Origin of the sequence: Stenotrophomonas sp. LGBM10, from assembly GCF_046736075.1 — a bacterium.
In the GTDB taxonomy this organism is placed as follows: Bacteria; Pseudomonadota; Gammaproteobacteria; order Xanthomonadales; family Xanthomonadaceae; genus Stenotrophomonas.
The window spans coordinates 2,343,832-2,357,445 of record NZ_CP177163.1 but is presented as its reverse complement, the minus strand read 5'-3'; the positions used below and the strand labels follow the sequence as shown (position 1 = coordinate 2,357,445).

General features: G+C 64.7%; 14 protein-coding genes and 1 pseudogene. 6 read left to right on the top strand and 9 right to left on the bottom strand.

What is annotated here, in order from left to right:
* Nucleotides 1–36: 36 nt before the first annotated feature.
* Nucleotides 37–435 (bottom strand): hypothetical protein, encoded by a 399-nt coding sequence (locus ACLB90_RS09975; RefSeq protein ID WP_411849359.1) that lies wholly within the window; start codon nucleotides 433–435, stop codon nucleotides 37–39.
* Nucleotides 436–726: 291 nt separating this feature from the next.
* Here ACLB90_RS09975 and ACLB90_RS09970 point away from each other — a divergent pair, with 291 nt between their 5' ends.
* Nucleotides 727–924 carry a hypothetical protein gene (locus ACLB90_RS09970; RefSeq protein ID WP_411852733.1) on the top strand — a complete coding sequence of 66 codons (198 nt, stop codon included), beginning with the start codon at nucleotides 727–729 and terminating at the stop codon, nucleotides 922–924.
* Nucleotides 925–931: 7 nt separating this feature from the next.
* On the opposite strand, the gene ACLB90_RS09965 is transcribed toward ACLB90_RS09970, so the two are convergent.
* The gene (locus tag ACLB90_RS09965) at nucleotides 932–3,046 is read right to left on the bottom strand and encodes a TonB-dependent receptor family protein (protein WP_411849358.1); all 2,115 of its coding nucleotides are present in this window, start codon (nucleotides 3,044–3,046) and stop codon (nucleotides 932–934) included.
* Nucleotides 3,047–3,221: 175 nt separating this feature from the next.
* On the opposite strand from ACLB90_RS09965, the gene ACLB90_RS09960 reads away from it, so the two are divergent.
* The 3 genes from ACLB90_RS09960 (at nucleotide 3,222) to ACLB90_RS09950 (ending at nucleotide 6,498) form a co-directional block, all read left to right on the top strand.
* The gene (locus ACLB90_RS09960; protein WP_411849357.1) at nucleotides 3,222–4,424 is read left to right on the top strand and encodes an aromatic amino acid transaminase; all 1,203 of its coding nucleotides are present in this window, start codon (nucleotides 3,222–3,224) and stop codon (nucleotides 4,422–4,424) included.
* Nucleotides 4,425–4,649: 225 nt separating this feature from the next.
* Nucleotides 4,650–5,666, top strand: a complete 1,017-nt coding sequence (locus ACLB90_RS09955) for a class 1 fructose-bisphosphatase (protein WP_411849356.1) — start codon at nucleotides 4,650–4,652, stop codon at nucleotides 5,664–5,666.
* A 121-nt stretch (nucleotides 5,667–5,787) separates the two neighbouring features.
* Nucleotides 5,788–6,498, top strand: coding sequence for a 2OG-Fe(II) oxygenase (locus tag ACLB90_RS09950; RefSeq protein ID WP_411849355.1), 711 nt, complete (start codon nucleotides 5,788–5,790; stop codon nucleotides 6,496–6,498).
* A gap of 22 nt (nucleotides 6,499–6,520) precedes the next feature.
* Here ACLB90_RS09950 and ACLB90_RS09945 read toward each other — a convergent pair whose 3' ends face one another.
* The 6 genes from ACLB90_RS09945 to ACLB90_RS09920 all read right to left on the bottom strand — a co-directional run bounded on the left by ACLB90_RS09945 (nucleotide 6,521) and on the right by ACLB90_RS09920 (nucleotide 11,590).
* Entirely contained in the window at nucleotides 6,521–7,678 is a 1,158-nt protein-coding gene (locus ACLB90_RS09945; protein WP_411849354.1) for a hypothetical protein, read from the bottom strand.
* A 10-nt stretch (nucleotides 7,679–7,688) separates the two neighbouring features.
* The gene (locus ACLB90_RS09940) at nucleotides 7,689–8,831 is read right to left on the bottom strand and encodes an FtsX-like permease family protein (protein ID WP_411849353.1); all 1,143 of its coding nucleotides are present in this window, start codon (nucleotides 8,829–8,831) and stop codon (nucleotides 7,689–7,691) included.
* A gap of 312 nt (nucleotides 8,832–9,143) precedes the next feature.
* Nucleotides 9,144–9,323 carry a hypothetical protein gene (locus ACLB90_RS09935; protein WP_411849352.1) on the bottom strand — a complete coding sequence of 60 codons (180 nt, stop codon included), beginning with the start codon at nucleotides 9,321–9,323 and terminating at the stop codon, nucleotides 9,144–9,146.
* A 1,146-nt stretch (nucleotides 9,324–10,469) separates the two neighbouring features.
* Nucleotides 10,470–10,889, bottom strand: coding sequence for a DUF4279 domain-containing protein (locus tag ACLB90_RS09930; protein WP_411849351.1), 420 nt, complete (start codon nucleotides 10,887–10,889; stop codon nucleotides 10,470–10,472).
* Nucleotides 10,890–10,894: 5 nt separating this feature from the next.
* Nucleotides 10,895–11,371 (bottom strand): hypothetical protein, encoded by a 477-nt coding sequence (locus ACLB90_RS09925; protein WP_411849350.1) that lies wholly within the window; start codon nucleotides 11,369–11,371, stop codon nucleotides 10,895–10,897.
* The gene (locus tag ACLB90_RS09920; protein WP_411849349.1) at nucleotides 11,372–11,590 is read right to left on the bottom strand and encodes an RHS domain-containing protein; all 219 of its coding nucleotides are present in this window, start codon (nucleotides 11,588–11,590) and stop codon (nucleotides 11,372–11,374) included.
* Between the two features lie 46 nt (nucleotides 11,591–11,636).
* On the opposite strand from ACLB90_RS09920, the pseudogene ACLB90_RS09915 reads away from it, so the two are divergent.
* Both ACLB90_RS09915 and ACLB90_RS09910 read left to right on the top strand, forming a co-directional pair.
* Nucleotides 11,637–11,821: pseudogene (locus ACLB90_RS09915) on the top strand (2OG-Fe(II) oxygenase); the annotation flags it as partial.
* 315 nt (nucleotides 11,822–12,136) lie between these two features.
* Nucleotides 12,137–12,457, top strand: coding sequence for a SymE family type I addiction module toxin (locus ACLB90_RS09910; RefSeq protein WP_136005779.1), 321 nt, complete (start codon nucleotides 12,137–12,139; stop codon nucleotides 12,455–12,457).
* 759 nt (nucleotides 12,458–13,216) lie between these two features.
* Here the strand turns inward: ACLB90_RS09910 and ACLB90_RS09905 are convergent.
* A complete protein-coding gene (locus tag ACLB90_RS09905) occupies nucleotides 13,217–13,579 on the bottom strand; it encodes a hypothetical protein (RefSeq protein ID WP_411849348.1) in 363 nt (120 codons plus the stop codon).
* Nucleotides 13,580–13,614 lie beyond the last annotated feature (35 nt).

Here is a 13,614-nt window from a genome sequence, read left to right as displayed (position 1 = left end):
GTGTCCGCGCCGTGCAGGCCGCCTGTACGCGGCGCCTTACTGCAGCAGGCCGTGCACGGCCGCGGCCGGCATGTGGTCCAGTGCCAGCCAGGCATCCTCGACAACGGCGCGCGCCTGCGGCCAGCCCAGCCTCGACTGCCCGCGCATCTGTTCCCAGTGTTCGGCCAGCTCGCCATCGGTGTCGTCGCCGGTGCCGCGCGGCCAGTCGGCGTAGTGCGTGGTCAGCGCGAAGGCGTAGGCCGGGTACAGATCGCGCCAGCTGCGGCGGCCCTGTGCACGGCGTTGTTCGTAGTCGTTGCGCATGTACTGCAGGTAATCCTGCGCGACAGCCTGCGGCTCTTCCATGCGTTCGCGTCGGCTGCGGCGCCCGCTGCGCTCGGGCTGCAGGTAGGCGTTGTACAGCGCGGGGACGGCTCGACGGTCCAGGCGGGGCATGGCACGACTCCGGCAGCGGCAGGGGGAGGCAGAAATAGCCCCGCCGCCGTTATCCAGCCGTGACAGATCCGTTGCGTGCCCGGCCATTCAGCGCCGGCTTCACGGCAGGTACCCACCGCAGGTGCGTACGCTGCAGGCACCTCTCCCTGGAGACATCCCATGCCACGCGATCCCCTGCGCGACGCCACCACCCCGGTCCCGGGCGAACAGCGCGCCAAGCACGACCTGCAGGACGCCGAAGACCGCGGCGCCGGCATGTCCACCCCCAACGAGGAACCGGACCACCTGCCGGTGCCCGCCAGTTCGTCCCACGCCTACCGCGACCGCAAGGACCCCACCGGCGCGCCGGCGCCGGGCCGCCGCGAGAACGAGGACCAGCGCCGCGAGCGCAAGGAACACGCCAGCGACAACCAGGACGAGGCGCTGGAAGAGACGTTCCCGGCCAGCGACCCGACCTCGCCGTTCGTGCCGGCCAAGGTGCCGCGCTAGGCGCCGCTCACGGCGCCCACTGCCACTGCAGTCCCACGCTGTAGCGGCGGTCCGGCCCGGGCTCGAAGAAGCGCTGGTTGCCGTCGTTGACGATCACCGAGCCGATGTAGCGCTGGTCCAGCACGTTGTCGATCCGCGCGAACGCGCGCAGCGTGCTCTGCGCGCGCTGCCAGCGGCGCGACGCCTCCAGATTGAGCAGGGCATAGCCGGGCGCGCGCTCGGTGGCCAGGTCGTTGACCACCGTATCGCTGGAGGCCACCACCTCGGCCGCCCACTGCCACGGGCCGGGACGGTACTGCAGGCGCGCGTTCCACTGCTGCTGCGGCACCCCGGGCAGTCGCGAACCTGCCGCCACGGTGCCGGCGGCCAATGCGTAGGGATCACGCACGGTCGCATCGATCCAGGTGTAGGCCAGGGCCAGATCGGCCTGAGCGCCCAGCGGCTGCAGATAGCTGGCTTCCAGTCCCTGGCGGCGGGTACGGCCGATGTTGCGGTAGGTGGCACGCCCGCCGGTGTTGCTGGCCACGGCCAGCTCGTCATCGGTATCGGCGCGGAACAGCGCCGTCTCCAGCTGCGCGCCGCCCTGCGGGTGCCACTTGGCGCCTACCTCCAGATTCCGGCTGCGCGCCGCCGACAGATCCAGCGCCAGCCCGGCCTGGCCGTCGGCGCGGTAGCCCAGCTCGTTGAACGTCGGGGTTTCGAAGCCGCGCCCGGCCGAGGCGTACAGCCGCCATGCTTCGCTGGCGCGGAACACCACGCCGGCCACCGGCGTGGTGGCGTTGTAGCGGCGTGACCCGCTGTCGTCGGGGTTGGTGGCGGTGATGTAGTGATCGTTGGAGCGGAACCGCACCGTGCTGTGCCGCACCCCCAGCAGCAACGACCAGCGCGGCGCCCACTGCCACCAGGCCTGCGCGAACTGGTCCACGTTCTCCACCCGGTCGGCCTGGTCGCGCCGCAGGCGTCCCTTGATGCCCAGCGTTTCGCCGACGAAGTTCTCGTAACCTCGTCGATCCTGCCGCTGACGGTCGGCATTGGCACCGATCACCACATCCAGCGGACGGCCGGCCCAATCGCCGTGCCAGGCCCAGCGCGCGTCCACGCCGCCATAGCCACCGTCCAGATCGATCACCCCACCCGCGTGCAGCGGGTTGGCCTGCGGCCCCGGCGGAATGGCCAGGTACTGTTCCACGCTGCGCTGCCCGGCATAGCCCATCGCGCGCCAGGTATGGGCGCCCTCGGTACGGCTGAACACCAGCCCGGCCTGGGCCTGCCGCGCCGATTTGCGGGTGTTGTACTGGGTGGCCACCGCCGTGGCCTGGCGCGGGTCCGCGCGCACCTGGGCGCGGGTCAGACCGAGCGGGTCCTGCGCATCGGGGGCATCGAGGTAGTTCAGCACCAGTGCCAGCTCGCCGCCGGCCACCTCGGTGCCCAGCCGGGCGTTCACCGATTCGCGGCGCGCGCGGCTGTGATCGCGCCAGCCGTCGGTGCGGAAGTGGTTGGCCGCCACGTTGTAGCGGACCGGCCCCTGCTGCCCGCGCAGCTGCGCGCCGATACTCAGAATGGCATCGCTGCCGGTATCCAGGCGCAGACGCCAGGGATCGCCGGGCGCGCCATCGGCACTCCACACCTGCACCACGCCGCCGGACGAGTTGCCGTACAGCGCCGAGAACGGCCCGCGCAGCACCTCCACCCGCTGCGCGCCCAGCAGGCTGGCGTGCGAGAGCTGGCCCTGCCCGTCGGGCATGGTGGCCGGCACGCCGTCCACCAGCACCCGTACCCCGCGCACGCCGAAGGTGGAGCGCGCTCCGAAGCCGCGGATCGACAGCTGGGTGTCCTGCGCGTAGTTCTGGCGGTCGCGGGCCACCACGCCGGGAATGCCACCCAGCGCATCGGCGATCTGCACCTGCGGGCCGGCCGCCGCGTCGTCGATCCACACCGTGGTGATCGACGCCGGCAGGTCCACATCGGCCACCTGCTGCACCCGCGCGGCCTGCACCTGCACCGTAGGCAGCCGTTGCGCCGGGACAGGGTCCGGAGGGGTGTCCTGGGCCTGTGCCAGGTTCGGCAGCAGTGCGGCCGAAAGCAGCGCAAAACGGCGGGCAGACGGGGGGAAACGACGCATGCGTGTGGGTGTCCTCGGAATTCGGGCGTGCCACACGCAATGGTACGGAAACGAACGTGACGGCGGCCGCCGCGCCCTCGTCGCGGCTTTGTTACGATGGGTCGGTTTTGGCTGATTCTGCCGCAACCTGCGTCGCGCCATCCTCCCCCCTTCCGTCATCCGAATGAGTACCGCCGTGTCCTTCTTTGCAAATGTGGAACTGGTCCCAGGCGACCCGATCCTGGGCCTGACCGAGGCATACAACGCCGACAGCCGTCCGACCAAGGTCAACCTGGGTGTGGGCATCTATTACGACGAGAGCGGCCGCATTCCGCTGCTCCGCGCCGTCAAGCAGATCGAGCAGCAGCTGGCCACCGAGGCCAAACCGCGCGGCTACCTGCCGATCGACGGCCTGCCCGCCTACAACCAGGCCACCCGCGAACTGGTGTTCGGCAAGGACTCGCCGCTGCTGGCCGCCGGCCGCGTGGCCACCTCGCAGACCATCGGCGGCAGCGGTGCGCTGCGCGTCGGCGCCGACCTGCTGCACCGCCTGCTGCCGCACGCCACCATCGCCATCAGCAACCCGAGCTGGGAAAACCACCGCGCGGTGTTCGGGGCGGCCGGCTTCGAGGTCGTGGAATACAGCTACTTCGACCCGGCTACCCACGGCGTGGACTTCGACGCCATGCTGGCCGACCTGGCCAAGCTGCAGCCGGGCACCGTGGTGCTGCTGCATGCCTGCTGCCACAACCCCACCGGTGCCGACCTCACCGTCGCGCAGTGGAAGCAGGTGGCCGAGCTGCTGAAGGACCGCCAGCTGTTCCCGTTCATCGACATGGCCTACCAGGGCTTCGACAAGGGCATCAGCGAAGACGGCGTCGCCGTGCGCATCATCGCCGAGGCCGGCATCGACAGCTTCGTGGTCGCCAACTCGTACTCCAAGTCGTTCTCGCTGTACGGCGAGCGCATCGGCGCGCTGTCGGTGGTGGCACCGGATGCCAACGCCGCCAAGGCCGTGCAGTCGCAGGTCAAGCGCATCATCCGCACCATCTACTCCAGCCCGTCCAACCACGGCGCGGCCCTGGTGTCCGGCGTGCTCAACAGCGTCGAACTGCGCCAGGTGTGGGAAGCGGAACTGACCGAGATGCGCGAGCGTATCCACGCCCTGCGCCACGGCCTGGTGGAACACCTGGTGGCCGCTGGTGCGCCGGAGTTCGCCTTCATCAACGACCAGGCCGGCATGTTCTCCTACTCCGGTCTGAGCCGCCCGCAGGTGGACCGCCTGCGCGACGAGTTCGGCATCTACGCCGTCGGCACCGGCCGCATCTGCGTGGCCGCGCTGAACCAGGGCAACCTGGCGTACGTGGCCAAAGCCGTGGCGACCGTCGCCAAGGGCTGAAGCAACACGCAGTGCATGAAACAACGGCCGCCCAGTGCGGCCGTTGTTCCATCTGGACCTCACACCACCGGTAGTGCCGGCCGCTGGCCGGCTCTGCACAATACTGGATGGCGGGACGCCGGCCAGCGGCCGGCACGACATGTAACCGCTTACGTTTCCCCAACCTCGTAATGCCGCCAGCAACGGGCCACAATACGGCCCCCAAATGTCTGTGGCAGCCATTCCATGTCCCGTACGTCGCTTACCCGGTACCTGATCGAAGAGCAGCATGCCGGCCGCATCAACGCCGACCTGCGCCAGCTGATCGCCGTCGTCGCCCGCGCCTGCACCAGCATCTCCATCGCGGTCAGCAAGGGCGCCCTGGGCGGCGTGCTTGGCGAAGCCGGCACCGGCAACGTACAGGGCGAAGCGCAGAAAAAGCTGGACGTGATCAGCAACGAGATCCTGCTCGAAGCCAACGCCTGGGGCGGCCATCTCGCCGCGTGCGCCTCCGAGGAAATGGACCACTGCCAGCCCGTGCCGGACACCTACCCGCGCGGCGACTTCCTGCTGCTGTTCGATCCCCTCGATGGCAGCTCCAACATCGACGTCAACGTGTCGGTCGGCACCATCTTCTCGGTGCTGCGCTGCCCGCCGGGCACCGAGCAGCCCGACGATGCCAGCTTCCTGCAGCCGGGCACCGCCCAGGTCGCGGCCGGCTACTGCATTTACGGGCCGAGCACGCAGATGGTGCTTACCGTGGGCCACGGCACGCATGCCTTCACCCTGGACCGCGAGAAGGGTGAGTTCGTGCTGACCACGCCGGACATGCAGATCCCGGCGGACACCCAGGAGTTCGCGATCAACATGTCCAACCAGCGCCACTGGGAAGCGCCGATGCAGGGCTACGTGCAGGACCTGCTGGCCGGCAAGGACGGCGCGCGCGGCAAGAACTTCAACATGCGCTGGATCGCCAGCATGGTCGCCGACGTGCACCGCATCCTGACCCGCGGCGGCATCTTCATCTACCCGTGGGACAAGAAGGACCCGTCCAAGGCCGGCAAGCTGCGCCTGATGTACGAAGCCAACCCGATGGGCCTGCTGGTTGAACAGGCCGGCGGCGCCGCCACCACTGGCCGCGAGCGCATCCTCGACATCCAGCCCGACCAGCTGCACCAGCGCGTGCCGGTGTTCCTCGGCTCGCGCAACGAAGTGGCCGAAGCCACCCGTTACCACCACGAGCACGACGCCGCGCAAGGCTGAGCCGTCACCCGGGACCGGTGCATTGCCGGTCCCGTGGCACAGCAGAAAACCAACGTGGCAACGGCGTGACATCGGCCATCGCAGCGGTCACCATCGGGGCATCGCGCCCACGGAAGACCCCATGACCGCCGATCCGTCGCTGGACTTCATCGAAGTAATCCACAACGCCATCCCCGCCGAATCCTGCGCGGCAATCCTGGCCCGTATGCGAACCAGTGCGCAGTTGAAGCCCGGTGAAGTGGGCAGCGGAATCTACCCGGAACTCAAGCACAGCAAGGATCTTCGGATCAGCGGCGATCCGGCGTGGGCGCAGGTTGAAATGCAGCTGCAACAAGCCGTTTTTGCCGGCGTGATGAGTTATCTACGCCGTTATCCACAGGCCCTGATCTCGCCGCTGATGTTGCAGGTCCACGACAGCGCCGGCCAGCCGCGCCGTCTGGCCGCCGAGGATTTCGCCACGATGGACGCCGACACGCTGTCCAACCTGGCCCGCACCTGCCTGCGCCCCGGTGCCATCAACCTGCAATGGTATGCGGCAGGCGAGGGCGGCTACCCCTATTGGCACTGCGAGCTGTACCCGCGCGACCCCGCCGCCGAAACGCTGCACCGGCACCTGCTGTGGACGCTGTATCTCAACGACGACTTCGAGCAGGGCGAAACCGAGTTCCTGTTCCAGGGCCGCAAGATCGCGCCGCGTACCGGCAGCCTGCTGATCGCGCCGACGGCATTCACCCACACCCATCGCGGCAACCGGCCGCAGGGCGGCGACAAGTTCATCGCCACCAGCTGGATCCTGTTCCAGAGCGCGGAGAAGCTGTACGGCGGCGGGTGAGGGCGCACCCTGCCGTGATCCGTCATCGGTCAGCGCCAAGTGCGTCCACGAGGGTGCCGAAAGACAGCGTCCAGATCGGCACTACCGACGCCGCCGTTGCCAGCAGCAGGGTGTAGACCAGCGACACCGCCGCGGCCCCAACGCCGACATCCAGCTGTGCGAGCACCTGATGACCCTCGCTTGCGGCAGCGAAGGTATGGCCATCCAGCGTCACCCGCACCAGCAGAAGAACAGCGCAGCATGTAAGCGCACCGATGATCTGCACTTCCATCCACGCTGCCAGGGCAAGGGTGCGGCTGCTGAACCCCATCGCACGCAACGTTGCCGCGTACCTGCGGCGGCCCAGGAACGACGTGCTCAGTGCATTGCCGATGGTCAGCGCGGCCGCAGCGCCCAGAGTGGCCGCGATCACCAGCGACACGCTGCGGATCAGCTCTGCCAACCACTGCGTGTGGAGCTGATAGTAGTCCGATTGCCGCACTATCCTGATACCGCTCAGACGGGGATCCTCACGCACCGCCTCCCGCAGCGCCGGCAGATCGGCAGCCGCGTTGAGTCTGATCAACGCGACCGAGAACTGCGACGGTGACTGGTAGTCCGCCTGAAGCGTGGACAGATCTGCCCAATACTCCGAGTCCCAAAGGCTCCCGCCGTGGTCGGCACGGCCTGCTACGTGCCATTGGCCCGCGCGCACCCGTACGGGGTGGCTCGACGGTGGAGTCACCGCCCATGATCCGATCAGAAGCCCTCGCGAGCCCGTCACCAGCCGGGCGAGGCGCTCACCCTCGAGTTCCATCACCTTCCAGGTCATGGGGTCCACACCGCGTACCTGGATGGGCCGGTTTCGGCTGTTCACCGTTATCGTCGTCCGCCCGATCAGGTGTGGCGCGATGAGCGGCGCTCCGTGCTCATCGCGTGCCACAGCGGGCAGGCTGCCAAGCAGCTGAAGGTGCTGCGCGCTCAGCGTGCTGGTCGCCTCATCGAACGCGCCCGCACTCAGTGCCAACGCCACGTCCGGCCTGCCGGTGGAGGCCGCGGCTTTTTCCAGACCGGATGGTATGGCCAGAAGCAGCGTCAGCACCGACGACGCCAGGGCGAATCCCGCGACCGCCATCAGAACGTCGCGAGGGCTCGCCCAATGCATGCGCGCCGCCAAGTCCAGAAGATGAAGGATGCGCATGCGTCGTCCCCTACGCGGCGTTCATGTCTGTTGGCTGGACGCCGCCTACCGCCAGGAGGGGGGCAAGCGCCGACAGCAACCACAACACCCCGCCTCCCGCCGCGATGGCGATACAGGGGCCTGCGGTGATGCGGGTTCCCCCCAGGTGGAGCGAGGTAAGCGGCGCGATGGCGTGCAGCACGGCGTATCCGGCGGCAGCGCCAACGGCCGTTCCTGCCACGACGACGGCCGCAATCTCCAGGGCACTCCCATAGCGGATCTGCCTGTGCCTGAATCCCAGCGCGAGCAGCACCGCGATGGATGCCCTGCGCTTGGCCGCCGCATGGGCGAAAGCGCTGGCGAAAAGGAGCAGGGTGGATGTGCCCATCGCGGCCGCAACGCCCCACAGGAGCACGCCCACGCTCTCGAAGCGGGCCATCAGGCTCTCGGCCTCGGCAGACGGCGTGGCCTCCACGGGCTCGGTCCCGTGCGCCAACGCGGCCTCCACCGTGGCGGCCAGCGCGGCAGCGCTCACGCCCTTGCGGGGATACACGCGCGCGACCCGAAAGGTTCCGCCGTCCTGCGGCGGACTCATGCGATCGATGTAGCGGTAGTGCGCGTAGGCGATCTGATCGCCGCTGCCGCCAAGGCCAGGCGGAAGGACGCTGGTGATCGTCACGCGCACGCGGCTGCCGTTGAAGGCGTTGATCGGCTCGATGGTCACACCGGCCGTCCATCCGCACTCTCGCGCAAGCCGCGATCCAACCAGCAGGTTTCCATCTGCTGCCTGCCAGGAGCGGATGGCATCTACCGGGGTGTTCTCGCCCAGCACCGCGCGCAGCCTGTCGGTTGGAATGTGCCAGGCGTTGAGCGTGGCAATCGTGGATGGCTCCCGACACATCACCGGCAGGAAGGTCATGTACGCAACGTCGGCCACGCCGTCCAGCGCCTCCATCGTGGCGATATGGCCCAATGGCAACGGTCGGCCCTTGCGCTCTGCCATCACCACGATGGCCTCGCTCTGGCCGTGGGCGGCACGCTCGGAGATGGTCGAGGCGATGGTCGAGAGCACCAGCCATGAGCACGTCGCTATGGCGAGTGATGCAACAAGGTGGATGAGCCTCGACGGATGGCCGCGTAACCAGAGCAGTGCGATCTCAACGGATGCGTACACGCTGATCTAGTCCGGTTTGCGTAGCTGGAAGGGCGCACCCTGCTCGCGTTTGGTGCGCGGTGTGGTGGACCAGTACGTCTCCGAGCAGACCTGCGGCTTTGCACCTGCTGCGGGTGCGCACTCCCTGTCCCATCCGCGCAGGAACGCCGCATCCTCTGCGGCGTTGTCCAGGGAGTAGGTGCTGCAGGAACAGAGCAGCATCACCAGGGGGAGTAGCAGGTACCGGCATGTTCCTGTGTTCATGAACGTGTTCCTCGCGCGCTGGGCACCCAGCGCCGCGGACGCCAGATGCGTGTGGATGGACCTATGGCGTCACCACTTGATGACGTACTCGCAGTACCACGTGCCATCGCTGTTGGCGCGGCATCGCAGCTCCTGTTCTACGCGTGGCGATGCGGCACTCTGAGCGACCTGCTGGGCGAGCACCGGCGGTGCCGCGAGGGTGTAGCCGACCAGCAGCAGACCTGCAAGAAACACCTTCGACTGTTTCATCTCATTCGTACTCCGTGTTGAATGGATACAAGACTGTCTATCGCCCGGCGCGCTTTTTCGATTCAAGCCTTGATGGAAACTGCCGCACCGGACGATGGCATTTCCCTCCCCCTCGCACGGTGCGTCAATCCACCTTGACGCATCCGGCTCAATGCAACATCGGGCTCGCGTCGTGATCTCCATCTAGGTCAAGTTGCGGACGGTGTGCTAGTCATCCGTTGACCGTGGCTGCATGCAGTTTTCCGCTTTCGCTGCGCATAGTGCAGAAATGCAGCCATTTTCAGCGTGTCTGAAGAAGAATGCGTGGCGTGCACTGCGCTGGCATGGGTGCGCGCACAGCCAAGGAACCCCGCGACGTGCATTGAGCTGATGCGGTAGTTGGATGGGCTTCCATCAGAAGCTTCACTGGCCGTCGCGCTGCTTCTGTGCAGTCAGTCATCGATACAGAGACGGAGGAACGCGCTGCACTGTCGGCAATGCCTGCGTTCTGCTGCGGGATGGCGCGTGCTTGGCCTATCACCCTCCGTGGCATGCCGTTGCATGCGTACGAAGGCCGTGGGCGATGAGTATCTGCGAATCAGTCCACGTTTCTGGAGCAGCTTGGGCTGATAGCGACATGCAGTAGGCGCCGCCTACTCAAGCTCAAAGTTCAACAGAAACAATCGACCTCGTTTCTTCTGCACCACGTCTTCGACAGATCCTGATCGAAGTGCTCGTAGGCGACCCCAAGTGCTGAAGAAGCGTCCGCACCATCTCCTCCAGCACATGCCTTTTCAGCACTGGCAAATGGGATAACCCCCATGAGAAGCGCAGCGAAACCAAGACAGTGAACGTTATGCATCACCGTGTCCTCCCGGCTATTTGCATCCACATCCATCGCCCGGCTTCGGATAGTCAATGTTCCTGACGTTTCCAGTCCTCGGATCAGATCTTTTGATGACCCCACTTGGTGTCGCTGGATAAGAGATGTAGGGATTGCCAAAACGAGCTGCCGTTGCGGCATCCAATACCGCAGTCCCGTAATCTCCCCCATTGTCTCCCCCCTCCGTGAAGAGTTCCGGATTGAGGGCTTGCCTGGTACTCGGGTAGACATGGTACGCGCCATTCGATCATTTCAATCCCGGATTGCGTGGCGCTCCATCCGGGCTACGCTGACTGAGGATCGTTATATATGTCGAACGCCAAGGTGATCTTCAGCTCCGCGAGCAGCTTCAAAAGGCCATTTTCCAAGACGAACCCTGAGTTTTCGGGAGAGAACCACCCAATGAAGTGCTCCACGTGCCCTCCGGTGGAAGACAGACGATCCAAAAATGACTTTTTTTCAGCCAATTCCTTGCTGAAGCGCGATATCACAAGTTCGAATGGCTCATCGCCTGTGGGCAGCTCATAGCACCAGAAAGTTTCTTTTCTGGTGGCAGGAACCTCTCTCCCTTTTGGCGTCAGCTTCTTATCGCCAGCCGTGTAAGAGATCCTGGGATTGAGTCCAAGTTCAGCGCTTATTTCATCACTTGCGATACTTGGATGTGTAATTCGAAGCGAGATTCTGTATCGGATCGAATTACTCATAGCAGTTAATCACCAAAATGTCCTCGATCACTTCCCACACCATCTTCATTGATCCAGACGTTTCCATCAGGACTAATTCCAAACCAGTCTTTGGCCCCGGCATTTATCCCTGCCTTGATTCCATGAATATCGTCTCTGCTAACGCCCGGCCACTGATCAATTGATTTTTTACCGGCTGGGCAGTTATCAGGCTTCTGTTCTCTGGAAGGCTTCGCTTTCGACATCTGCGCATTCGGGATAGTGCAGCCAGTCATCCTGCACCATGCCCAAGCGGCAAAGCCGGTGCCCAACGCCTTCGGTGCCAGGTTGGCAGCTCCCCCCCCCAGAAACCACTTCTGCACACGCAGCGGCTCCGTAACGAGCGCAACAGGCATCAACCGTTGTCGCTTGTAATCCAAGCCGATCAACGAAGCTGATCGGATTCCCCCCACATAGGCATAGGTGCTGATTCCCTCAGCCAACCCAATGGGATCACTTTGCACCTACCGCGCAATGCTCGCATCATAGTCGCGGAAGCCGTTGTACCAAAGCCCTGATTCTGCATCGTAGTACTGCACGGGGAAGCCGATGTTAAGTACGCCGATATCGTCCTGCTGAACACTGCGTCCGTATGCGTAGTTGTATGCCTTCCAGACCGTCTGCCGCCCCGCGTTGGTCACGAAGTCCGGCCGGCCAAGGTGATCGGTGTGGACGAAGTTCAACTGCCCGTTTCGCGCCAGGCCCACCAGCTCGCCATCGAACCATTACGACGACGTCGAGCAGGGCGAAACCGAGTTCCTGTTCAGATCGCGCCGCGCACCGGCAGCCTGCTGATCGCGCCGACGGCATTCACCCACACCCATCGCGGCAACCGGCCGCAGGGCGGCGACACGTTCATCGCCACCAGCTGGATCCTGTTCCAGAGCGCGGAGAAGCTGTACGGCGGCGGGTGAGATCTGCGGGCCAGTTCCCATAAACGCCCGGAATATGGCGCGGGACCGAGCCGATAGCGACACGTGGTAGGCGCCGCCTACTCAAGCTGAAAGTTCAACAGAAACAATCGACTTCGTTTCTTCTGCACCACTCGGCATGGTGGTCAACGGAGCTCAAAAACTCCAAAAAGCCAAAATACTGGATGCCCCATGTCGGGAGGGTGGCTAATACAACACCCTCATGGGGGAATACGCCCGCCGTCTGGCTTTTGCGGTTTTTGACCTCCCGACGCCCTCGCCCTCACCGGCGAGGGCCCTTCCGCATTGGAGGCCATCATGACAACCAACCCGATCAAACCGCCCGAAGGCGCATCCCCCTCGCGCAGGCAGCCCCACGCGCCCCGCAGCATCCATAACGTGCGCGCACTGCCGCAGGTGGGGCCCGAGGACCGCGATGCCGTCGGTCCCATTCCCTTCGTCATGCTGCGTGGCGCCTGGCTGCGCGCACTGGGGTTCGACGTAGGCGTGCAGGTAAGGATCGAAGCCATCCCCGGCCAGCTCACCGTCACATCGCTGTGGCAGACCCCACCGCCCGACGCTGCCGCTCCGGCGCCCGCGAAGCCCACCTTGCGCTACGCGGAAGTGGGAGATCGGTAGCGCAGGCCGGATGCGCTGAAAGCACTCAACGCGGAGGGTTGCCTCAACGCAACCCCGGTGTTGAGCATGTGGCACCATCGCCCTTGAACGCCATTGGCTCTGCATCAACGATGTACGCATTTGGGACTCAGAACAGCAACTGCCTGAAGCGCTTTCAGTAGCTTTGCGCGCAGAAGGGACTGAGCGGCTTCTTCCTCACTGTTCCGGTCGTGGTTTGCGCCCGTATCGTAGGGGTCTCTCCGCAGCCGTTTTCACGGCCACGGTTCGTGAGTGCAGAAACATTGGGGGAACCCACACCAACAGGATGCTGGCAAGCAACGCCCCGCCCACCCATAGCCAACGCCCGGTCAGTGCTCCCGCTATCAGGAATATTCCTACCGGTGCGGCCACAATCTGGGTATAAAACAGAAGAAGCACATACTTGAGTCCGCCAGAGCTAGACTCAAGCGCTACGCCACAAATCGAACACGACGTTCGCGTTGTCTTTTCGAGTGATCGAAGAATCGAGAATCCTTGTCCCTCCGCATGACAGTGTGGACAAGAGAACCTAAACGGCGACGTCAATTGCATATCTCTTCCCCGGTTATGGCAGCCACGGCCAGTGCCTCGGAATTATTGCAAGTTTCTTTGAATGCTGATCCATGCATTGCAGATACTTCGGTTCTCAAACCCACCGCTGGGCCAACGCCCTTAGCCACCGCGCCCCCCCAACGGCAGCTCGCCCTGCTACCAACCAGCCATTGTGTTCGTGCGCCACATCTATGCGGCGGGGTTGATTGCCTTGGCTCGACTGATCCTCTGCATCCCAAGAACTGCGGCCTCAAAAACAAAGTACACCACGCCAAGCATTGCCAGATAAATCCAGCCGCCTGCAATGGTTGGACCACAGTAACGTCCAGTTAGGCACTTGAAAATTCGTGCGGTGACTTGCACGTCAGCCCAGAGTGCTACTGCTGCTATCAACGCAATGAAGACGAACGATGCCGTTCTTGAGATGGGAAACGACTTGCTTCTAGATAGGCCCCTCAAGGTTTGCCAAGCTCGAAACGGTAGTAGGCCGATCGACGCAAGGCCAACGAAGCCAAACAGGTAAATCAGAAAAGTGAAAGACGATGCGCTCATGGTTCCTTCCTGAACTGGCGTAGCAGATACCCAGG

Bases quoted from the DNA above. Each gene is read 5' to 3' on its own strand.
- ACLB90_RS09975 (WP_411849359.1), bottom strand. From the start codon at position 435: ATGCCCCGCCTGGACCGTCGAGCCGTCCCCGCGCTGTACAACGCCTAC.
- ACLB90_RS09910 (WP_136005779.1), top strand. From the start codon at position 12,137: ATGACAACCAACCCGATCAAACCGCCCGAAGGCGCATCCCCCTCGCGC.
- ACLB90_RS09945 (WP_411849354.1), bottom strand. From the start codon at position 7,678: ATGCGCATCCTTCATCTTCTGGACTTGGCGGCGCGCATGCATTGGGCG.
- ACLB90_RS09965 (WP_411849358.1), bottom strand. From the start codon at position 3,046: ATGCGTCGTTTCCCCCCGTCTGCCCGCCGTTTTGCGCTGCTTTCGGCC.
- ACLB90_RS09935 (WP_411849352.1), bottom strand. From the start codon at position 9,323: ATGAAACAGTCGAAGGTGTTTCTTGCAGGTCTGCTGCTGGTCGGCTAC.
- ACLB90_RS09905 (WP_411849348.1), bottom strand. From the start codon at position 13,579: ATGAGCGCATCGTCTTTCACTTTTCTGATTTACCTGTTTGGCTTCGTT.
- ACLB90_RS09930 (WP_411849351.1), bottom strand. From the start codon at position 10,889: ATGAGTAATTCGATCCGATACAGAATCTCGCTTCGAATTACACATCCA.
- ACLB90_RS09950 (WP_411849355.1), top strand. From the start codon at position 5,788: ATGACCGCCGATCCGTCGCTGGACTTCATCGAAGTAATCCACAACGCC.
- ACLB90_RS09955 (WP_411849356.1), top strand. From the start codon at position 4,650: ATGTCCCGTACGTCGCTTACCCGGTACCTGATCGAAGAGCAGCATGCC.